General features: G+C 60.7%; 23 protein-coding genes and 1 pseudogene. 13 read left to right on the top strand and 11 right to left on the bottom strand.

What is annotated here, in order from left to right; all coding sequences use genetic code 11:
- Nucleotides 1-90 precede the first annotated feature (90 nt).
- Nucleotides 91-753: a GMP/IMP nucleotidase gene (yrfG, locus tag CD58_RS01325; RefSeq protein ID WP_025211299.1), complete on the bottom strand. Its 663-nt coding sequence runs from the start codon at nucleotides 751-753 to the stop codon at nucleotides 91-93.
- Nucleotides 754-841: 88 nt separating this feature from the next.
- On the opposite strand from yrfG, the gene nudE reads away from it, so the two are divergent.
- Together nudE and cysQ are read left to right on the top strand one after the other, a co-directional pair.
- The gene (nudE, locus tag CD58_RS01330; RefSeq protein WP_025211300.1) at nucleotides 842-1,408 is read left to right on the top strand and encodes an ADP compounds hydrolase NudE; all 567 of its coding nucleotides are present in this window, start codon (nucleotides 842-844) and stop codon (nucleotides 1,406-1,408) included.
- A complete protein-coding gene (cysQ, locus tag CD58_RS01335) occupies nucleotides 1,405-2,232 on the top strand; it encodes a 3'(2'),5'-bisphosphate nucleotidase CysQ (protein WP_025211301.1) in 828 nt (275 codons plus the stop codon). The genes nudE and cysQ overlap by 4 nt, the downstream gene beginning before the upstream one ends.
- A gap of 122 nt (nucleotides 2,233-2,354) precedes the next feature.
- Here cysQ and CD58_RS01340 read toward each other — a convergent pair whose 3' ends face one another.
- Genes CD58_RS01340 through rfbB form a run of 7 tightly spaced genes read right to left on the bottom strand, consistent with a single transcriptional unit; the run spans nucleotide 2,355 to nucleotide 9,495 of the window.
- Nucleotides 2,355-2,810, bottom strand: a complete 456-nt coding sequence (locus CD58_RS01340; RefSeq protein WP_025211302.1) for a YiiD C-terminal domain-containing protein — start codon at nucleotides 2,808-2,810, stop codon at nucleotides 2,355-2,357.
- 37 nt (nucleotides 2,811-2,847) lie between these two features.
- On the bottom strand, nucleotides 2,848-4,239 hold the full coding sequence (locus CD58_RS01345; protein WP_025211303.1) for a sigma-54-dependent transcriptional regulator: 1,392 nt from the start codon (nucleotides 4,237-4,239) through the stop codon (nucleotides 2,848-2,850).
- A complete protein-coding gene (locus CD58_RS01350) occupies nucleotides 4,236-6,044 on the bottom strand; it encodes a sensor histidine kinase (protein ID WP_025211304.1) in 1,809 nt (602 codons plus the stop codon). Before CD58_RS01350 ends, CD58_RS01345 begins: the two co-directional genes overlap by 4 nt.
- A gap of 58 nt (nucleotides 6,045-6,102) precedes the next feature.
- Nucleotides 6,103-7,002, bottom strand: a complete 900-nt coding sequence (rfbD, locus tag CD58_RS01355) for a dTDP-4-dehydrorhamnose reductase (protein ID WP_025211305.1) — start codon at nucleotides 7,000-7,002, stop codon at nucleotides 6,103-6,105.
- On the bottom strand, nucleotides 6,999-7,544 hold the full coding sequence (gene rfbC / locus CD58_RS01360) for a dTDP-4-dehydrorhamnose 3,5-epimerase (protein ID WP_025211306.1): 546 nt from the start codon (nucleotides 7,542-7,544) through the stop codon (nucleotides 6,999-7,001). Before rfbC ends, rfbD begins: the two co-directional genes overlap by 4 nt.
- Complete coding sequence (gene rfbA / locus CD58_RS01365) at nucleotides 7,541-8,416, bottom strand: glucose-1-phosphate thymidylyltransferase RfbA (RefSeq protein ID WP_025211307.1); 876 nt, start codon at nucleotides 8,414-8,416, stop codon at nucleotides 7,541-7,543. The genes rfbC and rfbA overlap by 4 nt, the downstream gene beginning before the upstream one ends.
- The gene (gene rfbB / locus CD58_RS01370; protein WP_025211308.1) at nucleotides 8,413-9,495 is read right to left on the bottom strand and encodes a dTDP-glucose 4,6-dehydratase; all 1,083 of its coding nucleotides are present in this window, start codon (nucleotides 9,493-9,495) and stop codon (nucleotides 8,413-8,415) included. The genes rfbA and rfbB overlap by 4 nt, the downstream gene beginning before the upstream one ends.
- Before the next feature lie 208 nt (nucleotides 9,496-9,703).
- Between rfbB and CD58_RS01375 the strand changes: the two genes are divergently transcribed.
- The 8 genes from CD58_RS01375 (at nucleotide 9,704) to CD58_RS01410 (ending at nucleotide 18,485) form a co-directional block, all read left to right on the top strand.
- The gene (locus CD58_RS01375; protein WP_025211309.1) at nucleotides 9,704-12,616 is read left to right on the top strand and encodes an aminotransferase; all 2,913 of its coding nucleotides are present in this window, start codon (nucleotides 9,704-9,706) and stop codon (nucleotides 12,614-12,616) included.
- A 253-nt stretch (nucleotides 12,617-12,869) separates the two neighbouring features.
- Nucleotides 12,870-13,976 (top strand): agmatine deiminase, encoded by a 1,107-nt coding sequence (gene aguA, locus CD58_RS01380; RefSeq protein ID WP_025211310.1) that lies wholly within the window; start codon nucleotides 12,870-12,872, stop codon nucleotides 13,974-13,976.
- A gap of 242 nt (nucleotides 13,977-14,218) precedes the next feature.
- Complete coding sequence (locus tag CD58_RS01385; protein ID WP_025211311.1) at nucleotides 14,219-14,419, top strand: hypothetical protein; 201 nt, start codon at nucleotides 14,219-14,221, stop codon at nucleotides 14,417-14,419.
- A gap of 341 nt (nucleotides 14,420-14,760) precedes the next feature.
- Complete coding sequence (locus CD58_RS01390; RefSeq protein WP_025211312.1) at nucleotides 14,761-16,047, top strand: OprD family porin; 1,287 nt, start codon at nucleotides 14,761-14,763, stop codon at nucleotides 16,045-16,047.
- Nucleotides 16,048-16,281: 234 nt separating this feature from the next.
- Nucleotides 16,282-17,028, top strand: a complete 747-nt coding sequence (locus tag CD58_RS01395; RefSeq protein WP_025211313.1) for a 2OG-Fe dioxygenase family protein — start codon at nucleotides 16,282-16,284, stop codon at nucleotides 17,026-17,028.
- 13 nt (nucleotides 17,029-17,041) lie between these two features.
- Nucleotides 17,042-17,479 carry a GNAT family N-acetyltransferase gene (locus tag CD58_RS01400; protein ID WP_200868900.1) on the top strand — a complete coding sequence of 146 codons (438 nt, stop codon included), beginning with the start codon at nucleotides 17,042-17,044 and terminating at the stop codon, nucleotides 17,477-17,479.
- The gene (locus CD58_RS01405; protein ID WP_025211315.1) at nucleotides 17,476-18,189 is read left to right on the top strand and encodes an AzlC family ABC transporter permease; all 714 of its coding nucleotides are present in this window, start codon (nucleotides 17,476-17,478) and stop codon (nucleotides 18,187-18,189) included. The genes CD58_RS01400 and CD58_RS01405 overlap by 4 nt, the downstream gene beginning before the upstream one ends.
- On the top strand, nucleotides 18,168-18,485 hold the full coding sequence (locus CD58_RS01410; protein WP_025211316.1) for an AzlD domain-containing protein: 318 nt from the start codon (nucleotides 18,168-18,170) through the stop codon (nucleotides 18,483-18,485). Before CD58_RS01405 ends, CD58_RS01410 begins: the two co-directional genes overlap by 22 nt.
- Here CD58_RS01410 and CD58_RS01415 read toward each other — a convergent pair.
- Nucleotides 18,402-19,328, bottom strand: a complete 927-nt coding sequence (locus CD58_RS01415; RefSeq protein WP_025211317.1) for a LysR family transcriptional regulator — start codon at nucleotides 19,326-19,328, stop codon at nucleotides 18,402-18,404. The genes CD58_RS01410 and CD58_RS01415 overlap by 84 nt on opposite strands.
- Nucleotides 19,329-19,677: 349 nt before the next feature.
- Between CD58_RS01415 and CD58_RS01420 the strand changes: the two genes are divergently transcribed.
- Nucleotides 19,678-20,088, top strand: coding sequence for an MbcA/ParS/Xre antitoxin family protein (locus tag CD58_RS01420; protein ID WP_025211318.1), 411 nt, complete (start codon nucleotides 19,678-19,680; stop codon nucleotides 20,086-20,088).
- Complete coding sequence (locus CD58_RS01425; RefSeq protein WP_025211319.1) at nucleotides 20,088-20,765, top strand: RES family NAD+ phosphorylase; 678 nt, start codon at nucleotides 20,088-20,090, stop codon at nucleotides 20,763-20,765. The genes CD58_RS01420 and CD58_RS01425 overlap by 1 nt, the downstream gene beginning before the upstream one ends.
- Before the next feature lie 68 nt (nucleotides 20,766-20,833).
- Here CD58_RS01425 and CD58_RS01430 read toward each other — a convergent pair whose 3' ends face one another.
- Nucleotides 20,834-22,441, bottom strand: coding sequence for a methyl-accepting chemotaxis protein (locus tag CD58_RS01430; protein ID WP_025211320.1), 1,608 nt, complete (start codon nucleotides 22,439-22,441; stop codon nucleotides 20,834-20,836).
- Between the two features lie 252 nt (nucleotides 22,442-22,693).
- A pseudogene (locus tag CD58_RS28875) lies at nucleotides 22,694-22,971 on the bottom strand (DUF3077 domain-containing protein).
- Nucleotides 22,972-23,350: 379 nt separating this feature from the next.
- On the opposite strand from CD58_RS28875, the gene CD58_RS01435 reads away from it, so the two are divergent.
- On the top strand, nucleotides 23,351-23,887 hold the full coding sequence (locus tag CD58_RS01435; protein ID WP_025211321.1) for a dihydrofolate reductase family protein: 537 nt from the start codon (nucleotides 23,351-23,353) through the stop codon (nucleotides 23,885-23,887).
- Nucleotides 23,888-23,908 lie beyond the last annotated feature (21 nt).

Raw genomic sequence — 23,908 nt, forward strand, 5'->3', positions numbered from 1 at the left:
CATCGCGAGCAAGCTCGCTCCCACACTGATCTGTGGCGAACCAAGATCCCTTGTGGGAGCGAGCTTGCTCGCGATTGAAGACGACGCAGTTCAAAGCCCCTCAATCAAGTCCCGGTAATCCCTCAACGCTTCAAACTCCCCCGTGTCCTTCGGCCCCTTGCGGCTGTCCGGTTCGCTGACGGCCAGCAGGTGCGCGACGCCGAAATCCCGGGCGCTGCGCAACACCGGCAAGGTGTCGTCGATAAACAGGCTGCGGGCCGGGTCGAAGTTCAGTTCCGCTTGCAGGGCGTCCCAGAACTGCTGGTTTTCCTTGGGAAAGCCGTAGTCGTGGGAACTGATCAAACGCTCGAAGTAGGGCGCCAGTTCGATGCGCTCCAGCTTCAAAGACAACGAGTCGCGGTGGGCGTTGGTGATCATCACCACCCGTTTGCCGGCCTGCTGGATCGCCGCGAGGAAGGTATCGGCGTCCGGGCGCAAGGCGATCAGGTGCGCAGTTTCCAGTTTCAGTTCGCGCACCGGCAGTTTCAGCTCGGTGCTCCAGAAATCCAGGCAATACCATTGCAATTGGCCGGCGTTGCGTTCGAACAGCGGTTGCAGCTCCATCTCGGCCATCGCTCGGCTCACACCGTGCAGTTCGGCGTAGCGCTGGGGCAGGTGTTCCATCCAGAAATGGTTGTCGTAATGCAGGTCCAGCAAGGTGCCGTCCATGTCCAGCAGAACCGTATCGATCTCATGCCAGGGCAGCAAGGCCATAAAACTTCTCCAGCGGTAATCGGATATCCGACACAAACAATCAGAATAGGCCGGGTATAGTAGCCCGCTATCGCCCAGGGAGCCGTTTATGCGCCAGAAACCCACCATACTCGATCGCCGGATCGTCGCCACCAGTCGCTTGTTTTGCGTGGAAGAACTGAAATTGCGTTTTTCCAACGGTGTGGAGCGCACCTATGAGCGTTTGGCGGGCAAGGGCGCAGGCTATGGCGCGGTGATGATCGTGGCGATGCTCGATGCCGACCACGCGGTGTTGGTGGAGGAGTATTGCGGTGGTACCGACGCCTATGAACTGTCCTTGCCCAAGGGGCTGATCGAGCCGGGTGAAGACGTGCTGGCGGCGGCCGAGCGGGAGCTCAAGGAGGAGGCCGGTTTTGGCGCGCGTCAATTGGAGCACCTGACCGAGCTGTCGCTGTCCCCCGGCTACATGAGCCAGAAGATCCAGGTGGTGCTGGCAACCGATCTGTATGAAGAACAGCTGGAGGGCGACGAGCCGGAGCCGATGCGCGTGGACAAGGTCAATCTGCGCGAATTGTCTGCCCTGGCGCAAAACCCTCAGTTCACGGAGGGGCGTGCCTTGGCGGCGTTGTACCTGGCCCGTGACCTGCTGACCCAGCGCGGAGCGTTCCTGTCATGAACTTTCCCCATCCCCTGATGGCCCCTGTGATTGAACTGGCGCTCAAGGCCGGCGAGGCGATCCTGCCGTTCTGGCGCGCCAATGTGCAGGTCAACCACAAGGCCGACGAGTCGCCGGTGACTGCTGCGGACATGGCGGCTCACGATGTGATCGTGGCCGGGCTGACGGCACTGGCGCCGGATATTCCGATCCTCTCCGAAGAGGACGCCAATATCGCCCAAGACGTGCGGGCCCGCTGGCAACGTTGGTGGCTGGTGGATCCGCTGGACGGAACCAAGGAGTTCATTTCCGGCAGTGAGGAGTTCACCGTCAACATTGCACTGGTCGAGCAGGGCCGGGTGGTGTTTGGCGTGGTGTCGATGCCCACCAATGGCCGCTTCTACGTCGGTGGCGCGGGGTTGGGCGCCTGGCGTGCCGACCAGGGTGACAAACCCTTGCCTATCGCGGTGCGTAACGTATTGGCTCCGCACGAAACCTTCACCGTCGTCGCCAGCCGCCGGCATACCAGCCCCGAGCAGGAACGCCTGTTGGGCGGCTTGAGTGAGAGCCTGGGTGAGTTGCAGTTGACCAGCATTGGCAGTTCGTTGAAGTTTTGCCTGGTGGCCGAAGGCGCGGCGGATTGCTACCCACGGCTGGCGCCGACGTCCCAGTGGGACACCGCCGCTGCCCAAGGCGTGCTGGAAGGGGCGGGTGGCGAGGTGTTGGATTTGAGCGGCGAGCCGTTCTGTTATCCGCCGCGTGAATCGCTGCTGAATGCGTCGTTCCTGGCGTTGCCGGCGAAAGCGCCGTGGCGGGGCAAGCTATTGGAGCTCGCCCGTTCCTGAACCGTACCTGCTTTTGTGGCGAGGGAGCTTGCTCCCGCTGGGCTGCGCAGCGGCCCCAAAAACTTGCGGTCGCTGCGCAACCGAGCGGGAGCAAGCTCCCTCGCCACAGGGGCCGCGTTGCTTTAGCGGTGCAACACGTACTGCCCCTCAAACTGCACCGCCGCTTCCTCGCTTCCGGCATTCATCACCCGCGTCTGCAACGCCAGCCGCGCCCGGCCGTAGCGCCGATAGGTGGCCAGGAAGCGTTTCCAGACCTTGTCCTCAGGCGCATCGCAGACGACAGCCGCGTCGTGTGTCACCGGCAGTGGATAGCTGATCTGCCCTTCCTGAATCACGATATGCCCGTCTTCGATGCCTTCTTCGCGCAAGGCCAGGTGCAGCCAGCCCCAACCGCCGAGCACCGCGCCGCAGTACAGGCTGCCGCCGAACATGGTGCTCTTGTGATTGACGTTGGCCGCAAGCGGCAAGAACAGGCGCAGTTGCCGGGCCTGCCAATCGAGCACCTTGAGGCCCATGTCCCGTGTCAGTGGGATGTCGTGGTGCAGGATCGATTCCAGGTAACGACTGTCGCGGTTCATCGCGGGGCCTCTTGCTTGAAAGGAAGGTGACAGTAACTCAATCGGAATCATCGGCTGGGCCATGATGGCTGTCGCCGAAGTTCAGCCCATGCTTGCGCAACTTGTCGTGCAAGGTCTTGCGCGGAATGCCCAGGGCTTCGGCGAGGCTGCGTACCGAGCTGTGAGGACGGGCCAGTTCGGCGGCGATCAGGGTCTTCTCGAAGTTCTCCACCTGCTCGCTCAAGCCGCCACTGACCAGTTCCACCGGTGCCGCGGGGCTGCCGTCCGGGGCGCTGTTGTCCAGGGCCAGTTCCAGGCCCAGGGCGAAGCGTTCGGCGGCGTTCTGCAACTCGCGCACGTTGCCCGGCCAGGTATGGCGCAGCAGCAGCGCCCGTTGCGCCGGCTGCAGTTCGTGGGGCGGCAGGCCGTGGCGGGCGCTGGCTTCGTCGGCGAAATGCTGGAATAACATCAGCGCATCTTCACCCCGTTCGCGCAAGGGCGGGATGCGCAGCGGCGCAACGTTCAGGCGGTAGTACAGGTCGGCGCGAAAACGCCCTTGATCGGCGGCCTGGCGCAGGTCTTCCTTGGTGGCGGCGATGACGCGAATGTCCAGCGGGATCTGTTGATTGCCCCCCAGCCGCTCCACCATGCGCTCTTGCAGCAGACGCAGCAACTTGACCTGGACATCCAGGCTCATGCTTTCGATTTCATCGAGAAACAGCGTGCCGCCATTGGCGAACTCGAACTTGCCGATGCGACGCTTTTGCGCACCGGTGAACGCGCCGGGCTCGTGTCCGAACAGTTCGCTCTCCACCACCGATTCGGCCAGGGCCCCGGCGTTGATGGCCACGAACGGCCCGTTACGTCGGCTCGAAAGGTCGTGCAGCGCCCGGGCGACCACTTCCTTGCCGGCGCCGGTTTCACCGAGGATCAACACGTCGGCCCGAGTGGCCGCCAGTGCGCCGATCTGCTCGCGCAGGCGCAGCATCGGCGTTGACTGGCCGACCAGGCGGGCACTGAGTTCATGGCGGTCACTGAGGGCCAGGCGCAGACTGCGGTTGTCCAGCACCAACCGGCGCAAGGCCAGCGCCCGGCGCACGCTGTCGAGCAGATGATCGCTGGCGAAGGGTTTTTCCAGAAAGTCATAGGCCCCGGCGCGCATCGCTTGCACCGCCAGCGGCACGTCGCCATGGCCGGTGATCAGCAGCACGGGCAGCTCCGAGTCTTGGGCGTGGAGCTCGTTCAACAACTCGAGGCCGTCCATGCCGGGCATGCGGATGTCGCTGACCACCACCCCCGGCCAATCCCGGGGCAGTTGCCCGGCCAGGCCCATGGCCTCGGCCAGGGGCAGGATTTTCAGGCCGGCCAGGTCGAGGGTCTGGCTCAAGGCCTGACGCAAGTGGGGGTCGTCATCGATCAGCACCACCTCAATCCGGTTATCGATGGTCATACGCTACGGTCCTCGGACGGTTGCAGGCTCACTCCGGGGGCGCCGGCGCGCAGCTTCAGAGTGATCAGGGCGCCGCCTTCCTTGTGGTTGGCGAACGACAATTCGCCGCCGAAGGCGCGCATCAGGGTGTCGCAGATCGCCAGTCCCAGGCCAAGGCCCTGGGTGCGGGTCTTGGTGGTGTAGAAGGGCTCACCGGCGCGGCCGAGGGCCTCCATGCAAAACCCCGGGCCGTTATCGCGGATGTACAGGTTGACGCCGGTTTCGGTGGCCTGGGCACTGAGCCAGAGTTTGCGCGGTGGGCCTTTTTCGGTCAGGGCGTCGAGGGCGTTGGCCAACAGGTTGCCGAGCACTTGGCGCAACCGGGTTTCCCCGGCCTCGACCCACAACGTGGCGGCCGGCAGGTCGCGGATCAGTTCCACTTCCATGCCGCGCCGGCGCTTGGCGAGCAGCGCCAGGGCATCGTCCAGCGCCGGTTGCAGGGCAACGCTTTCCGGGGCATGCCGGTCGCGGCGGGCGAAGGCTCGCAGGTGGGCGATGATCGACGCCATGCGTCCGGTCAGTTCGCTGATCAGCTTGAGATTGCCCCGGGCGTCCTCGGTGCGTTGATGGTCGAGTAAAATCTCGGCGTTTTCCGCGTAACTTCGGATCGCCGCCAGCGGCTGGTTGAGTTCGTGGCTGATGCTGGCCGACATGGTGCCCAGGGCCGACAGTTTACCGGCCTGCACCAAGTCATCCTGGGCGCGGACCAGTTCCTGCTGGGCCTGCTCGCGCTCCAATACTTCCTGCCTCAAGCGCCGGTTAAGCCCTTCCAAGTCGCTGGTGCGTTCGGCCACCCGGCCTTCCAACTCTTGGCGAGCCTTGCCTTCGAAAGCGATCCGATCCAGGTAATGGCGCCGGCGCTGCATCATCAACCCGAGCAGCAGCATCAAGACCAGCAACGCCGCGCCGCCGATGGCGACCACGGTGCGCACCGGTCGGTCGATCAGCGTGCGTGGGGCAAGAATGCTGACGCTCCAGCCAGTCTCTTCGATGGACTGTGTCTGGGTTAGCCAGGCATTGGTGTCCAGGTTCAACGGCTTGGGATCGCGGGTCGGGTAAGGTTGCACGGCGCTGATGGCCTTGCGTTCTTCGTCACTTAAGGGGCGGGTCGCGCGGAATCGCCACTCCTGCCGTGACGTGAGAATGACCACGCCATTGTGATCGGTCACCAGCAATTGTTCGGGGGTTTTGCCCCACAGGCTTTCGGTGTGGTCCAGGTCGACCTTGACCACCAGTACGCCAATGACTTTCTCGCGGTCGCGCACGGCGGCGGCGAAGAAATAGCCCCGCTTGGCCGAGGTGGTACCCAAGCCGAAGAAACGTCCCAGGCGCCCGGCCATGGCTTCGATGTAGTAAGGCCGGAAGGCGAAATTGCGCCCGACGAAACTGTCGTGTTTGTCCCAATTCGACGCGGCCAGGGTCTTGCCGGTGGCGTCCATCAGGTACATGACTTCGGCGCCGGTCTGGGCGCTGATATTTTTCAGCAGCCGGTTGGCGTTGCCTTGGATGATGCCGTCGTCCGGAGTCAACAGTGCGGCGCGCAGGGCTGGTAGCTCACCAAGAATCTGCGGCAGTACTTCATAGCGGTGCAAAGTGCCCAGCAGGTTGGCGACGTAGAGATCGAGGGTCTGGCGGTTCTGTCCGGCCAGCTCGCTGCGGTAATAACGCTCGGCCAAATGCTCCAGCGGCCACAACAACGGCGCCAGGCACAGCGCAAGCAACGCCAGGCTGCGCCAACGGGGTCTGCGGGGAAGGGTGGAGTTCATAAGCATCAGGCGCCTGTGGGAACAGGCGCATTATGCCTAGTGTCCCGCCTCACCAATACTATTTGTGAGGCAGGACACTAGCTTGCCTGGCAAGACACTGCTGCAACGCGTTTTTCCAGTCTGGCTGGCTCACGCCCCATTCCTGGAGCAGATGTGTGCAATCAAGGCGCGAATTCAGCGGGCGTGGGGCCGGCGTCGGGTAGGCGCTGGACGGGATGGGCTCGATCTCGGCACAAGGCTTGTGCTGCTCGATCAGGTGTTCGCCGATGGCCTGGGCAAAACCGAACCAGGAGGTCTCGCCCCGGGCCGTCAGGTGATAAGTGCCCCAGGCGCCGCACTGGCCGGCCTGCCAACGCTCGATGAGCCTCGCGGTGCTGTCGGCGATCGTGCCCGCCCAGGTCGGTGCGCCGATCTGATCGGCCACCACGCGCAGCTGCGGTTTTTCCTGGAGAAGACGTTGCATGGTCAGCAGGAAATTGCGGCCTTCGGTGGAGTACACCCAACTGGTGCGCAGAATCAGGTGCTGGCCTGCGGCTTGGCGGATGGCGTTTTCACCGGCCAGTTTGCTGCGTCCGTAGACGCTCAGTGGGTTAGGGGTGTCGTCTTCGGTGTACGGCTCGGGTTTGTGGCCGTCGAAGACGTAGTCGGTGGAGTAGTGAACCAGCGGGACGCCCAGTTCAGCCGCCGTTTGAGCCAGGATGCCCGGCGCAGTGGCATTGATGGCGAACGCCAGCTCCGGTTCGTGCTCGGCCTGGTCGACGGCGGTGTGGGCGGCGGCGTTGATGATCAGGTCGGGCCGTAGAGCGTCGATGGGCGAACGGATGAGCTCCGGGCGCGCCAGGTCGAGCTGGTCACTGCCGCGCACGATCAACTCGCCCATGCCGGCCAGGCGGGACTGGAGTGCCCGGGAAACCTGACCGTTCTGGCCGATGATCAGGATGCGTAAGGAGGCGCTCATGGGAACAGGTCAGCCTCGCTCAGGGCCTTGCCGGCCTGGTCCTTGGGCGACAGGATTGGCGCGCCTTGCAGCTCCCAATCGATGGCCAATTGCGGGTCGTTCCAGCGAATGCAGCGCTCGGCCGAGGGGGCGTAGTAATCCGTGGTCTTGTAGAGGAAATCCGCGGATTCGCTCAACACCACGAACCCGTGGGCAAACCCCGGCGGAACCCACATTTGCCGGTGGTTCTGCGCCGACAGGCGCACGCCGACCCATTGGCCGAACGTGGCCGAACTACGGCGAATATCCACCGCCACGTCCAGGACCTCGCCTGCGGTGACACGCACGAGTTTGCCCTGGGCTTGTTCGATCTGATAGTGCAGGCCGCGCAGGACACCCTTGGCCGAGCGCGAATGGTTGTCCTGGACGAACTGCAGCGCGCAGCCCGTGGCTTCGGTAAACGCCCGGGCATTGAAGCTTTCGTAGAAAAAACCGCGATCGTCACCGAAGACCTTCGGCTCGATGATCAGGACTTCCGGCAAGCGGGTGGCGATGACGTTCAATGGGTTTCTCCTGCGATCTTGAACAGGTACTGGCCGTAACCGGTCTTGCCGAAGTATTTGGCACGCTCAAGGACATGCTCGCGGCTGACCCAGCCCTGTTGGTAGGCAATTTCTTCCAGGCAGGCGACTTTCAGGCCTTGGCGGTGCTCAATGGTTTGCACGTATTGCGAGGCTTCAAGCAGGCTGTCGTGAGTGCCGGTGTCGAGCCAGGCGAAACCACGGCCAAACCGCTCGACGTGCAGGTCGCCGCGTTGCAGGTAGGCGTTGTTGACGTCGGTGATTTCCAGTTCGCCCCGAGGGGATGGCTTGATGGTCTTGGCGATCTGGATCACGTCGTTATCGTAGAAATACAGGCCGGTCACCGCATAACTGGATTTGGGCGCACTGGGTTTTTCTTCGATGGAAATGGCTCGCCCTTCTGGATCGAAGTCAATCACGCCAAAGCGTTCGGGATCCTTGACCCAGTAACCAAACACCGTTGCACCGCTCTGTCGGTTGACGGCGGTCTGCAATTGCTCGCCGAAATGCTGGCCGTGGAAAATATTGTCACCCAGGATCAGGCATACCGGATCGCTGCCAATAAATTGCTCGCCGATCAGGAACGCCTGGGCCAGGCCATCGGGTGAGGGTTGTTCGGCGTAGCTGAACTGCACGCCGAACTGGCTGCCGTCGCCCAACAGGCTGCGGTATTGCGGCAAGTCCTGCGGGGTGGAGATCACCAGGATGTCCCGGATGCCGGCCAGCATCAGTACCGAGATCGGGTAATAGATCATCGGTTTGTCGTAAATCGGCAATAACTGCTTGGAAACCCCAAGGGTGATGGGGTGTAGACGTGTGCCGGAACCGCCGGCCAGAACAATACCTTTCATCATGCAATCGCATCCTTGTTGTCGAGCGAGCCCAGGCGCTCGCCCTGGTAGCTACCGTCCTGGACACGCCGGCACCACAGCAGGTTCTCGAGGTACCACTGCACGGTTTTGCGCAGACCTGTCTCGAAGGTTTCCTGGGGCGTCCAGCCCAGTTCCCGCTCAATCTTGCCGGCATCGATGGCGTAGCGCAGGTCGTGGCCGGGGCGATCCTTGACGAAGGTGATCAGGTCGGCATAACCCTCGACCCCTTCGGGCTTGCGTGGCGCCAGTTCTTCGAGCAGCGCGCAAATGCTGCGCACCACCTCGATGTTTGTTTGTTCATTGTGGCCACCGATGTTGTAGGTCTCGCCGACCACGCCTTCGGTAACGACCTTGAACAGCGCCCGGGCATGGTCTTCGACGTACAGCCAGTCACGCACTTGCTGGCCATCGCCGTACACCGGCAGCGGTTTACCGGCCAGTGCGTTGAGGATCACCAGCGGAATCAGCTTCTCGGGGAAGTGGAACGGCCCGTAGTTGTTCGAGCAATTGGTCAACAGCACGGGCAAGCCGTAAGTGCGCTGCCAGGCGCGGACCAGGTGGTCGGACGCCGCCTTGCTGGCCGAGTAAGGGGAGCTTGGGGCATAGGCGGTGGTTTCGGTGAACAGGTCGTCCACACCGTGCAGGTCGCCATACACTTCGTCGGTGGAAATGTGATGGAAGCGAAACGCGCGTTTTTGCGCCTCGGGCAGGGTCTGCCAATAGGCGCGGGTGGCTTCCAGCAGGCTGTAGGTGCCGACGATGTTGGTCTGGATGAAGTCTGCTGGACCGTCAATGGAGCGATCTACGTGGGACTCCGCGGCCAGATGCATGATGGCGTCGGGTTTGAACCGCGCGAGTATCGCGCTGACTGCTGGTTGATCGACGATATCGGCCTGCACGAATTCGTAGCGGCTGTCGTGATCGATGCTGCTCAGCGATTCGAGATTGCCGGCGTACGTCAGCTTGTCGAGGTTCAGGACCTGGTGTTCGGTGTCCAGGATCAAGTGCCGTATGAGTGCCGAGCCGATGAAGCCGGCACCGCCAGTGATAAGAATGCGCATCCGGTTAAGCCTTTTTCCGTGAGAACCCAAAGCGTAGGCGCATAGCTTGTCGGCATGTCGGAGGCGGTGCAAGCGAATATCCCCTGGACACACCCTTCCCGTACAGCGTCTCAGGAGGGCTGTGCATATTTTTGAACAGAGGGGTTGCTTATCCTCCGACTCAGTGGCGAGATAGTCATCCGAACAAAACCACCTCAGGGGTCCTTGTATGCCACTCGCTACGTTGGTTCACCGTGCCAGTTTGCCAAGCCCACAGATCAGCGCCGAGCAAGCGCTGGTGCTGCTGCGCTCGAATTATGGACTGAGCGGCGACCTGCGACCCCTTGGCAGCAACCAGGACCTCAACTACCGCGTCGACAGCGAGCGCGGCCGCTTTGTGTTGAAAATTTGCCACGGCGACTACGCTGTCCCGGAAATACAGGCCCAACACGCTGCCCTCAAACAGTTGGCCGGACACGACGCGGTAAAAGTGCCGCGGGTCATCGCGGCCAGCAATGGCCAGGACCTGCTGACATTGGACGTCGACGGCCAAGCGGTTCATATGCGCCTGCTGGAGTACATCGACGGCCAGTCCCTCACGCAGCTCAAGCACCTGACGCCCGAGCTTGTCACTGGCCTGGGCCGCCTGTGCGCGGAAATGGACCTGGCCCTGGCGACATTCGATCACCCGGGCCTGGAGCGCACCCTGCAGTGGGATGCGCGCCACGCCCCGGCCCTGGTCGATTACCTGTTGCCTGTCATCGAGGATGAACAACGGCGCCATCTGGTCGCCGAGGTCGCGCAACAGGCCGAGCGGCGCTTGCAGCCACTCAAGGCCAACCTGCCGGTACAGGCGATTCACATGGACATCACCGATGACAACGCGGTCTGGCAACGCGATGCCCAGCGCCAGTGGCAATTGCAGGGGGTCATTGATTTCGGCGACCTGGTCCGCACCTGGCGCATCACTGATCTGTCGGTGACCTGCGCGGCCCTGCTGCACCATGCTAACGGGGATCCGTTCTTTATATTGCCGGCGATCAAGGCCTATCACGGGGTCAATCCGTTGCAGCGCGACGAATTGCTGGCGCTTTGGCCAATGATCGTCGCGCGCGCCGCCGTACTGGTGCTCAGCGGTGAACAGCAGGTTGCCATCGACCCGCAGAACCAATACAGCCGTGACAATCTGGAACATGAGTGGGAAATTTTCCGTGTCGCCCACTCGGTGCCTTTCGAGCTGATGGAAGCGGCGATCCTCACCGCCGTCGGCCACAGCCTGCCAGCCATTGCCAGCGAAGGCTTCGCGCCGTTGTTGCCGACCCTGGTGGGCCGAGAGTTCGCCCTGATCGACCTGGGGGTGCTGAGCGCGCATTTCGAAGCCGGTAACTGGGAGCAGCCGGAGATCGACCAGCGCCTGCTGAGTGAAGCGGCTGGCGTCCATGGCCTGGCGGCCAGCCGTTACGGGCAGTACCGATTGTCCCGTACCCGGCCGGACAGTGCTGTTGAACCGGATACTTATCCGTTGCACGTGGAGCTGAGCGTACCTCAGGGCTCTCCCCTCGAATCACCCTTCGCCGGTGTGGTGCACAAGGGCGCCGATGGCCTGCTGCAACTGGACAGCGCTCAACTGAGTGTGCGGTTGTGGGGCGTGTCCTCGCCGCTGCACTCGGGGGCCGCCTTGGTCAAGGGGCAGGTCCTGGGCGAAGTCTCGGGGCTGCTGCGCGTGCAGCTGTGCCGGGGGGCACAAGTCAATCCACCACTGTTCTGCACGCCTTCGAGGGCTGCGGCCTGGCAGGCATTGTGCCCTTCGCCGGCGGTGCTGCTGGGGCTGGCGTGCGATGCTGAGCCGGAGATCGATCCCGAGGCGCTGCTGGCCCGTCGCGATGCGAGCTTCGCCCGGTCCCAGAAGCACTACTACGTCGACCCTCCTCGCATCGAGCGCGGCTGGCGCAACCATCTGATCGACATGCAGGGGCGCTCCTACCTCGACATGCTCAACAATGTCGCGGTGCTGGGGCATGGGCATCCGCGCATGGCCGCGGTGGCCGCTCGGCAATGGTCGCTGCTCAATACCAATTCACGTTTCCACTATGCGGCGGTTGCCGAGTTTTCCGAGCGTCTGCTGTCGCTGGCTCCGTCCAACATGGACCGGGTGTTCCTGGTCAACAGCGGCACCGAGGCCAACGACCTGGCGATCCGCCTGGCCTGGGCCTACAGCGGCGGGCGAGACATGCTCAGTGTGCTGGAGGCGTACCATGGCTGGTCGGTGGCCGCCGATGCGGTGTCGACGTCCATCGCCGACAACCCCCAGGCCCTGAGCAGTCGCCCGGACTGGGTGCATCCGGTGACCGCCCCCAATACCTATCGTGGCGAATTTCGTGGGCCCGACAGTGCGCCGGATTATGTGCGTAGCGTCGAACACAACCTGGCGAAAATCGCCGAAAGCAAACGCCAACTTGCCGGTTTCATCTGCGAACCGGTGTACGGCAATGCCGGCGGGATCGCGCTGCCGCCCGGGTATCTGAAGCAGGTCTACGCCATGGTGCGCGAACGCGGCGGGGTTTGCATCGCCGACGAAGTGCAGGTCGGTTACGGGCGCATGGGTAAGTTTTTCTGGGGCTTTGAAGAGCAAGGCGTGGTGCCGGACATCATCACCATGGCCAAGGGCATGGGCAACGGCCAGCCACTGGGAGCGGTCATCACCCGCCGGGAAATCGCCGAGGCCTTGGAAGCCGAGGGCTATTTCTTCTCGTCGGCCGGTGGCAGCCCGGTCAGTTGCCGGATTGGCATGGCGGTCCTGGACGTCATGGAGGAAGAAAAACTCTGGGAAAATGCCCAAGTGGTAGGCGGGCATTTCAAGGCGCGGCTTGAGGCCTTGATCGACCAATATCCATTGGTCGGTGCGGTGCATGGTTCCGGGTTCTACCTGGGCGTGGAGCTGATCCGTAATCGCGAGACCCTGGAACCGGCTACCGAAGAAACCATGGCGTTGTGCAATCGTCTTCGGGAGTTGGGGATCTTCATGCAACCGACTGGCGATTATCTGAACATCCTCAAGATCAAGCCGCCGATGGTGACCACGCGTCAGAGTGTGGATTTCTTTGTCGATATGCTGGCGAAGGTATTGGACGAGGAGCTGTAATCGATCTGGAACGCCAAGCTGTTCCTCTGTGGGAGCGAGCTTGCTCGCGATGACGGTGTCCAAGCCAATATTAATGTGGCTGAACAACCGCTATCGCGAGCAAGCTCGCTCCCACAGGGTTTGGCGTTACTTTTTAAATCGATTTTTGTCGGTGTTTTTCGCTTTTTTTTGATGGTGTTTAGTTTTTGTGACTTTATTAGCCGATATTTATCGTTTATAAAGTTGCCACTGCCCATCGCCCAGGAGATGACCCATGACAACGTTGCACAGCACTCCCCGCGCGGATGGTTTCCACATGCCTGCCGAGTGGGCGACCCAGACCCAGGTCTGGATGATCTGGCCCGAGCGTCCGGATAACTGGCGCTTGGGCGGCAAGCCCGCGCAGGCCGCCCACGTGGCGCTAGCCAAGGCCATCGCCCGGTTCGAGCCGGTGACTGTTGCGGTGTCTGCGGCCCAGTACGAAAACGCCCGGGCGCGCCTCGACGTACCGAATATCCGCGTGGTGGAGATGTCCAGCGACGACGCCTGGATCCGCGACACGGGCCCGACGTTCGTGATCAATGACAACGGTGAAGTGCGCGGTGTCGACTGGGATTTCAACGCCTGGGGCGGTTTCGACGGTGGCCTGTATGCGCCCTGGAACCGGGATTCGCAAGTGGCCAGCAAGGTCCTCGAGATCGAGCGCAGCCCGCGTTATCGCACCGAAGGTTTTGTGCTCGAGGGCGGTTCGATCCATGTCGATGGCGAAGGCACCCTGATCACCACCGAAGAATGCCTGCTCAACCGCAATCGCAACCCGCACCTGAGCCGCGAAGACATTGAGGCGGTGCTCAGCGCGCAGTTGGCGGTGGATAAGATCATCTGGCTGCCAAATGGTCTGTTCAATGACGAAACCGACGGCCATGTGGATAACTTCTGCTGCTACGTGCGTCCAGGTGAAGTATTGCTGGCCTGGACCGACGACCCGCAGGACCCGAACTACAGCCGTTGCCACGCGGCGATGGAAGTGCTGCAAAACAGCACCGACGCCAAGGGGCGCCCGTTCGTAGTGCATAAGATGCCGATTCCGGGACCGTTGTACGCCACCGAAGAAGAATGTTCGGGCGTGGATGCGGTGGAAGGTTCCCAGGAGCGCAATCCGACCGTGCGGCTGGCCGGTTCCTACGTGAACTTCCTGATCGTCAACGGCGGCATCATCGCGCCAAGTTTTGACGATCCGCTGGATGGCCCGGCCAGGGAGCTGCTGCAAAGCCTGTTCCCGCAGCATGAAGTGGTCATGGTGCCGGGGCGCGAACTGTTACTGGGGGGCGGGAATATTCATTGCCTTACCCAACAGCAACCTGCGCCGCGGGCAAAATGAGTGGTGATGTAACAGCCGGGTGATATCGACTGCACCGGCTCTACGCCGGCGTTTTTGGATCCATCCTGGCAAGCCCGCGGCCCGATTGGCGCGCGGGCTTTTTTGTGCCTGTTTATTGGCGCCGCGGATACATTGGCATAGCTCTTGTATCTGGATTTCAGCAGTTCTGGGGAGAGAACTGAGTTGTTTTGTCATAAACCTTGGATAAATTGGCCGCTCATCAACCAGGAGAGGGCGCTGGAATGAATATGATTAGCGAGCGCACATGCCATCCCTTGGCCGTTAATGGTGAGTCGCTTCAAGCCCTGGCGCAGTGGTTGAAGTCCAACGGAACGCGTCAGATCAGAGAACCTGATCCGCGGCGGATAATCGTTGAACGCTACCCTGCTGGCCTGTTCAGCGAGGCGGAGCTGGAAGCGTTGTGGGATGTGATGCAAGGATAGAATTCGACGGATTGATAAAAAGCGCTGGCCGGGATGGCAGCGCTTTTTTTGTGCCCGCTGGATTTCAAGTTCACATCAATGCTTGTGGGAGCGAAACTTCTTAGACGTTTTTCGCTTGATCACAGACGATTCATGAAATTGACACGCTGTTGAGGGCGCGACTAGGATTCGTCCACGCCTGTGGCTAACAGCCATGACTCTTAAATAATAAAAAGGCCCGACACGATCGCTCGTGGGCGGGCCTTTTCATTATTTCAGGAGCAAGAGTCCGAAAAAGAGCGCAAAAGCGCCATTTCGGCTGCCAGTCGCAGTGCGTATCAACCCGTACAAGGAAAATAAACATGTTGAACAAGCGCATTGGTTTGATCGCACTGGGGATTTTGAGCACGACACACGCCATGGCCAACGACCAGGCCGAGTCCAAGGGGTTCGTTGACGACAGCAGCCTGAAAGTGCTGTTGCGCAACGCCTACATGAACCGCGACTACAAAGATGGCAACCAAGACAAAGCCGAATGGGGCCAGGCGGCCATTGGGACGTTCTCGTCCGGTTTCACCCAGGGCACCGTGGGTGTGGGCGTGGATGCTTTCGGCCTGTACGCGCTGCGTCTGGACGGCGGCAAGGGTCGCTCGGGGGCACAAGGCATCGACTTCTTCAAGCAAGGCGACAGCGGCAACGCGGCCGATGACCTGTCCAAGTTTGGTGCAGCGGTCAAGTTCCGTGTCTCTAATACGGTGCTGGCCTACGGTGACCAGATGCCGGCCCTGCCGGTGCTGAGCTATGACAATTCGCGCCTGCTGCCGGAAAGCTACACCGGCACGCTGATCACTTCCAAAGAGATCAAGGGCCTGGAATTGAACGCTGGTCGTTTCACTGCCGAATCGCGCAAGAGCGCCGAAGGTCGTGACAGCGGTGGCTTGAAGTCGATCAACGTATTGGGCGGCAGCTATCAGTTCACCGAGCAGTTCAAGGCTTCGCTCTACGCCTCGGATGTCGAGGACGTATTGAAGAAGCAATACGTAAACGCCAACTATGTGTTTCCACTGGCCAAGGATCAGTCCCTGACCCTGGACTTCAACGGTTATCGCACCAAGCTGGACAACGGCTACGTTCGCGAAAACAACGTCACCGGCGACGACAACAAGATCTGGAGCCTGGCTGCCACCTTCGCCACAGGTCCGCACAGCTTCACGCTGGCTCACCAGCGCAGCACCGGCGACAGCAACCTGGGCTACGCCTACGGCGGTTATCAGCGCGGACAGAATCGTGTGGGTGACGGTGGTAACACGATCTACCTGGCCAACTCCTACTGGTCCGACTTCAATGCTGAAGACGAACGCAGCTGGCAGCTGGGCTACGGCCTGGATTTCACCACCTTCGGTGTACCGGGCCTGACCTATAACGTCGCTTACGTGCGTGGCGATAACATCACCACGTCCACCAGCGAAGGCGGCACCGAGCGCGAGATCTTCAACCAGTTCAAGTACGTGGTCCAGGGCGGTCCGGCCAAGGACTTGAGCGTAAGGTTGCGCAGCTCGATCCTGCGTGTGTCGCAGAAATCCAGCGAGTACAACGTCAGTGGCAACGAAGTGCGGGTGTTCGTGGATTACCCGATCAGCGTCTTCTGATACTTGATCGCGTGATAAGCGCCTGATGAAACCCCCGACCGCAAGCTCGGGGGTTTTTGGCTTTCAAGGTCAAAAATATCGCTGAAACCGGCTCTTTTCTCGAAAAAAAGTCGTACTAATTGCGCTTCATCCACCGTTTCAAGCATGGCTTGAAATGCCTCAAATTCTTTCTCATGGACGTAAATCCTGAACCCACTAGATTAGGCCGCTCAACGCAGTGGAGACCTATAAAAAATGATCGTTCTGAACAAGGAAGTGGGCGAAGCGCTACGACGTGACAAGTTCGTCAACGTCCGCGGTGGGGACTTCAACCTCTACGGTCATTTCGGCGACTTTGTCCGGCTGACCAAAAGCTGGGAAAACATGGAGCCCGACAGTTACTACGGCCAGGCCGAGTCAGGCATGCGTTTTCGCCGCTACAGCGACTTCGAGTACAACCCCACGACCCGTGAGCTCAAGCAGCTCGAGCACCGGGCCTACGTTCAGTCCAAGGCCAACAACAGTTATGTTGGCGGACTGGAGCGGCACTTCCAGGACTTCTCCAACGAAGTGATCAACTCGCCCGTGATGCGTAGCCTGATCGACACGGACTTCGAGGTTTACAAGAACGTCCTGCCGCAGGAGTTACACGATGAAATCTGGCAGTGCCAGATCCATCAGATCCGGATCGAGATCAAACCGGGCAAGCAGCTGGAAATCACCCCGGAAGGCATTCATTGCGACGGCTATCCGTTCAGCGGCGTGCACTTCTGGGGCCGCCATAATGTGGCGGGTGCCGAAAGCCGTTTGTACACCGCCCAGGAAGAACAGCTGGCGGCGACGACCTACGAGGATATCCTCGACACCACGTTCTTCCTTGATCGTGACATGCGCCATTACGTGACGACGGCGCGCAATGTTCACGCCCATGAAATGGCGTTCAGGCAAATCCTGGCCATTTCCTTCTCGCGGCCCGGGACCGCTTTCGACATTGTTCGCTGAACGGATCGAACCCATGGAGGACTCGGTGCAGCAGGTTCTGTTGCGCCGGGCCCTGGTCAAGGATGCCGAACGACTGGAGCAGTTTTTTCGCGGATTCAACGAAGTGTCGTTCTGCGAATGGCAGGATGCCCGATTCTTGCGGGGTGTATTGTTGCAGGACACCACCACTGCATACCTGGCGATCGATGCCTGCGGTGAAGTGGTCGGCGCGGTCATCGGTGGCGTGCTTGGCACCCGCGGTACGATCAATCACCTGGCCGTCAGCCCGGCGCATCGCACCCGCGGCCTGGGCCAACGCTTGGTGGAAGCGGCTTCGGCCGACATGAAACGGGTGGGCGTGCTGCGCATGTTCCTGTTCGTCGACGATGCTAATCTGGCCGGCAAGCGCTTCTGGGCTGCCCAGGGGTTCTGTGAGCCCCAGGGTGAAATCACTTTCGAGAGGGATTTATGAACAAGACTTCCAGCCAGCCGCTGGCGGTCGAACCACAAGCCTCGCGTACCTTTGCTGAAGCCAGTCCGGTGGTAGCGGGTTATTTCACGGTTTCGTTTGTGTTCGGTCTGATGGCGGTCAACGCCGGGCTGCCCTTGTGGTTGCCCGTGGCGATGTGCCTGTTCGTCTATGCGGGCGCTTCGCAATTCGCGGCGTTGGCGTTGATCTCCAGTGGCGCTTCGCTGACCACCATCGTGCTCACCACGTTCTTGATCAATGCGCGGCACATGCTGATGTCGGTCTATATGGCCAAGGCTTTGCGGGCGCTGGGGCTCAGTCGTTTCGAGCGCTGGTGCTACGCGGCGGGGCTCACGGATGAGTCGTTTGCCTTTCACAGCGTCAAGCTCGGCAGCGGGGCGCCGGTGAGTGTGCGTTACCTGATCGGCTTCAACCTGTTTTGCCACACTTCATGGGTACTCGGCGGTTTGCTGGGCGCCGTGTGCGCGCAATACGCGGCGCACCTGATCAAGTACCAGCTCGATTATGCCCTGACGGCAATGATGCTCTACGTGCTGGTTTCGTTGTGCAACACCCGTAACAAGTTGATCGCGGCCCTGGCGGCTGTCGTCTGCATGGGCGCGCTGAGCCTGCTGGGCAGTTCGCCGTTCAATGTGTTCATTGCCACATTCGTTGGCTGCGGGGTGGGCGTATGCCTGACCAAACGTTCCTGATCCTGGTCGTCGTGCTGATGATGGCCGTGACGTTCCTGCCTCGCGCCCTGCCGTTGCAGGTCAACACCGAAAACTGGCCGCCTTTCGTCGCTCGAGCCTTGGAGTACCTGCCGGTGGCGATCGTGGCTGCCATCAGCCTCACCCCACTGTTGATCAAGGATCAGCAGATACAACTCGATCGCCCGGAATTTTATGCCGCGATTCCGACGCTGTTATGTGCGTATTTCAGCCGCAACCTGTTTCTCAGTGTGGCGGTGGGCACGGCGGCGTACATCGCGCTCGGTTCGTTCCTGTAGCGTCAGGTCTACTACATCGTGCAACGCCTGGCCGGACAGCTCCGAATTGTTCACCGCCAGGCGGACTTCGAGGAAGTCCTCGAAGTCAGGGAAAATCGCCAGACCGTTGCGCAGCGCCGCTTCCCGGGACACCAGCCCCAGGCCATCGAGCTGGGTGATCAACGACAGCGTCAGCGTTTCACTGCAGGAATACACCATCCGTTGGCTCGAGCCGTATTCGCCCAGGCCAGCGTCGAGAAAACGAAGGAAGCTGTGGGAATAGGGACATTCTTCTGCCGGACGCACCTGAAACTTGTCGCCGAGCAAACCGAGGGAATCGTCCTCATCGCCACAATGGGCACCGACGACCCGCACCTGCACGTCTGGCATGGTGATACTGGAAAAACCGCTCTGCTGTGCCCCGATCAGGATCGCCAGGTCAAAATCTTCGTTCTTGAGCTTGCTCAAGTTTTCCATCGACTCGGCGTAACTGAACTCCAGCTGATACTGGGGGAACACCGCGATCAACCGATCGATCATCCGCCGGTTGAACTCCGCCGGCAGGGTGGTATTGAGCGCCGCTTTCAGCGTGCGCTGCCGGGGCGTCTTGAGTGCCGCGACTTTCTCTTCCAGCTGTCGCGTGGCCACCAGCACCTGATCCATAAAAGGGGTCAGTTCCGAGCCCTGGCTCGTCAACGTCAGGCCCTTGTTCGAGCGTCGGAACAATCGGAAACCGAACTGTTCCTCGACCTTGTTCAACTGCGCCGCCAATGCCTGCACCGTGAGGCACGAATGCTCGGCAGCCGCCGACAACGAGCCGGTCTGCACGATGCGCATGAGGTTGCGTAGAATTCTGCTATCCATGGGGTAATGCCCTCTGCATAAGTGGGCTCGCTATTGTTGTGCCTGGTCGGGTCAGACAGTGCACGCTGGCTATCATCATGCACCTTGCCACGGTTGTCGCGAATTTGTGCTGAAAAGCGCCGGCTGGCGATGGTTGGAGCTTATGCGGGATTTGGGGGTTTTGCCCAGTCGATGCTGACTGGGACCAGCGAGTAGCATCGTATTCGGCAAAACAAGCCGAACTTCAAGTGAGGGTGTAGGGGGATTGAAATATCAGCTCTATTAGTTCGCTTGCGAATTAAATATTAAAAAATATCCGTATCTGTACTATTCTCTACGCATCACCCCGCTACAAAGGAGCCCAAACCCCATGGCTACTTCATCGATCAACCTCAACGCACAGCAACAATTGGACTCCCCGGACGCGGGTCGAGTCGCGTTGAAGTTTTTCTTCAACCTCATGGAGCTCTGGGGTTGCAGCGTCGAGCAGCAGCGCATACTGCTGGGCAAGGTGGGAAACACGACCTTCTACAAATACAAACAGCTGCCGGAAAACGTCAGGTTGCCTCGCGATACGCTGGAGCGGATTTCCTACCTCATGGGCATCCACAAGGCGCTGAGCATCATCTTCAGCAACAGCCGGGACCGTGCGTACCAGTGGGTCAGCAGCCCCAACACTGCGGCACCCTTCAATGGCCAATCGGCACTGTCCTACATGCTGGCCGGTCGAGTGGTGGACATCGCCGACGTGCGCCGCTACCTCGACGGAGTGCGCGGTTGATGATGCCCCCCTTGGCTGACCCGCAATGGAAGCGGGCCTATCGGATCGTCAACAGCAGCTTTCCGCCGATCTCGCTGTTCGAAGACGTACTCGATCCTGAGGATTTGCCCACGGCCTATGCCTTGGAAGCGCTGACCAATGATCGATTGATGGAAGAGGCTGGCGTGCTGTCCCGGGTTCGCCCCGAGGACCGTATTTCCGGGCCCGGCTCCTCACCCGTGATGGCGGCGTTTACCCACATTGGCAAAAGCAGCCGCTTCAGCGACGGCACCTTCGGCGTCTACTACGCGGCCAGCAGCCAGGAAGCCGCCATCGCCGAGACCTGTTACCACCAGGCCCGATTTCTCGGGGCGACCAACGAGCCGGACCTGGAATTGACCATGCGTACCTACGTCAACAAAGTCGTCAAACCCTTGCACGACGTCCGCCACGACTACCCGCACCTCCACAACCCGGACCCCACCGCCTACGGCCCGTCCCAGGTGTTCGCCCGGCAGCTGCGGGAAACCTTGTCCTGGGGGCTGCTGTACAACAGCGTCCGCCTGCCCGGCCACGAATGCGTAGCCGCGTTTCGCCCGCCAGCGGTGTCGGTGCCGGTGCAGGGCAAACATATCCGGTATGTCTGGAACGCCCAGAAGCGGGAGATTTCGTTTGTGTTTGAGGTGAGCGAGGTTTGAAAAGGGCTGCTACGCAGCCCAGCGGGAGCAAGCTCCCTCGCTACATAAGTGAATGCAGGTCGGATTGATCAAATCTTGAACTGCTGCACCGAAGCCTGCATTGAGCCCGCTGCGTCGTTCAGTTGATCCGCCGTTTGCGTCAGGTTGTGAATCGAGCGAGTGTTTTCCCGGGATTGCTCGGCAATCGACTCTACCCGCTTAGCCATCTCATCACTGGCCTTCGATTGCTCGGCAATGGTCTGGGAAATTTCCTCTACCACTTCGGCGGCATGCCGGGCGCCGGTGCGGATTTCGCTGATGGACACCCCGGCCTGTTGGGCCAGGTTCACGCCTTCGTCCACCCGGCTGACGCAAGCCTGCATATTCGCCACCGCATCCCGTGCGCTGGACTGGATGCGCTCGATCATCGCGGTGATTTCCTGGGTCGACTGGGTGGTACGCGCCGCCAGGTTGCGCACTTCGTCCGCCACCACCGCAAAGCCACGGCCCGCCTCGCCAGCACGAGCGGCTTCGATGGCAGCGTTGAGGGCCAGCAGGTTGGTCTGTTCGGCGATGCTCTTGATCACCTGGATGATGGAATGAATGTCTTCCGAAGAGGCGTCCAGCGCGGTGATCTTGCCGGAGGACTGGTTGACCACCTCGGCGATCCGATTCATGCCTTCCACCACCCCGAGAATCACCTGGCCACCGCTGCTCGCCAGTTGTTCGGACTGCGCCGATATCGTCCGTGCGCTGTCGGCGTGCTGATGGATCTGGCTGATGTTCGCGATCATCTGCTCCATGCTCGCCGCCATGCTGGTCGCGCTATGCGCCTGATGGTCGGCGCTGGAGACAATGTGCCGTGCCGTATCGCCCAAGGTCCGGGACGTGCCATGCAACTCATCGCTCTGGCTGCGGATTGTGGCGATCATCTGCCGCAAATTGCCCTGCATCTGCTCGATCACGCTCTGCAATTGACCCAATTCGTCCTTGCCATGCGCGCCCATCGACCGCTGCAAATCCCCTTGGGAAATCGCCTGGGTATTGAGGATGATTTTATTCAGCGGCGTGAGGACCGCCTTGAGCAAGCTCCACGATAACAAGGCCAGCGCCACGCAGGTGGCCAACAACGTAACGATCAGCCAGGTTTGCGAGGTCTGAATGCTATTGTCCTGATACTCGCGAGAAGACTGTGCCTGGTTTTCGATCAGCTCACTGACCGCTTCGTTACGCTCTTCCAGCGCCGAAAACGCCGTGTCGAACTCTGCCCGCAACGCCCGGCCATCCTGAGCCCCGCTCAGGGCCTTGGCGATCACCTGCTTCGCCTTATCAATGTAGGTATCGGCTTGTGGCTTCAACTCGGCAATCGCCTGGGCGACCTCCTTCGGCAACTTTGCCTCGGCGTTCTCGGCGATGACCTTGCGCATCCGCTGCGTATGCTCGTCGAACGCCTCCGTCACCTCCTTGGCTGCCTGAGTATCCCCCGGTGCCACCAGCAACGCAGCCAACACATCGGCACGAATGGCGTCATGCATCATGTCCGCCTCCATGTGCTTGCGCATGGCCGAAATACTGGTCTCGTTCTGCACCAGGGCCTCGGTCATGGAGTGATAACCCCACAGGCCAATGCCTCCGAGCAAAAGGGCAAAGAAAAGGCTGACAAACCCCGAGCCTATGATCTTGGTGCGGATCTTCATCGCTTACTGCTCCTGGAGCGGGGATGTCTGGGCAAGTGTAGTCGAGTGACAGCAGTGCCTTGGACGGGCAGTGCTCTTACCTGAGGCTATCGGCGGGGAAAACGATTAGCTGAATATTCCACAAAACCCCGTGGCGAGGGAGCTTGCTCCCGCTGGGTTGCGAAGCAGCCCTTCTTTTACCTGCGTCCGGATTTTTAGGTTCAGACCCAATGCCGCCCCGCTCAAGTGGACAGCATTGGGCTATGAGAAACCCTAAACGCAATGGCTCCCCGGCGCCTCCAGCACTTTAACCACGTCATCGATAACGGCCTTGCTCATGTCCTGCAAATAACACGAGGCCCAGGCATAACGATCCGTGTTGCGAATCATCGCCGCGTCTTCGGCCAAGAGCTTGGCGACGTGGAGCAGGTCGGAGCGTGGGACAGGGCTTCGCCGAGTGGAACGCCGGCGTTGACGCGGAAGAGTGGACGGTCGGAATGGTAGGAGAAGGGGGTTAGGCCTATGGTTTTGAGGTCTTGCGGGTTTGGCATTGTCTGGCTCCTTGACTGTGAGAGCCGCAACCGTCCTTTCCTACGGGATTGGGTGGCGGCCATGCACGGGGTAGGAAAACCGGGAATCAAGGCACCCGGCACACCCGAAGGTGTCCCGCGCACAGCCGCCATAACGCATTATCGCAGACACAAAAAAAGCGCCTGCAATAGTAAGCGGGGCGCTGCTGTCGCGCCTTGATTACTTCGGGTTTCCTACGCCCGGTCGCTGAATTTGCAGCGACAGATGGAGAGTAGCGGGCGGATGTGAAGGCCGCAATCGTGGCGCGATGCTGGCGGAGGGTGGTTTAGGTATTTTTATGGGTGAGCAATAATTTCGTGCTTCCGGTCATGCATCGACATACCCCGCAAGGAGACCCTGATGGCCACTGCCCATGTTTTCATAGCCACCAGCCTAGATGGTTTCATCGCCCGGCCTGATGGTGATATCGACTGGCTTTTGCAGCGCGACGATCCAACCGAGGACCATGGCTACTCAGACTTCATCGCCGATAAAGACGTGATTGTGATGGGGCGAGGAAGCTACGAGAAGGTACTGACCTTTGATACTTGGTTCTATGAACGACCCGTGGTGGTGTTGTCGGAACGGCTGGCGGATTCGCCGGTGCCCGAGGCACTGAAGGGCAAGGTGCGTTTCTCCAACCTCTCACCCAGGGATGTGATGGAGGAACTGACGAGGCAAGGTGTGCATCGTGTCTATGTCGACGGCGGGCAGGTGGTGCAATCATTCCTGCGCGATGGATTAGTCGCCGATATGGTGATTACCACTGTTCCTGTGCTGATCGGGGCGGGCAGGTCGCTGTTCGGGGCCCTTCAGCAGGACGTTGAATTGAAGCTGGTATCCAGTCGGTGCTTTCCCTCGGGGTTGGTGCAGTCCGCTTATCGACTGGGTTCATAAACCCGCTGCGTAGAGCGAAAA

The sequence above is a fragment of the Pseudomonas brassicacearum genome, from assembly GCF_000585995.1.
Taxonomy (GTDB): domain Bacteria; phylum Pseudomonadota; class Gammaproteobacteria; order Pseudomonadales; family Pseudomonadaceae; genus Aquipseudomonas; species Aquipseudomonas brassicacearum_A.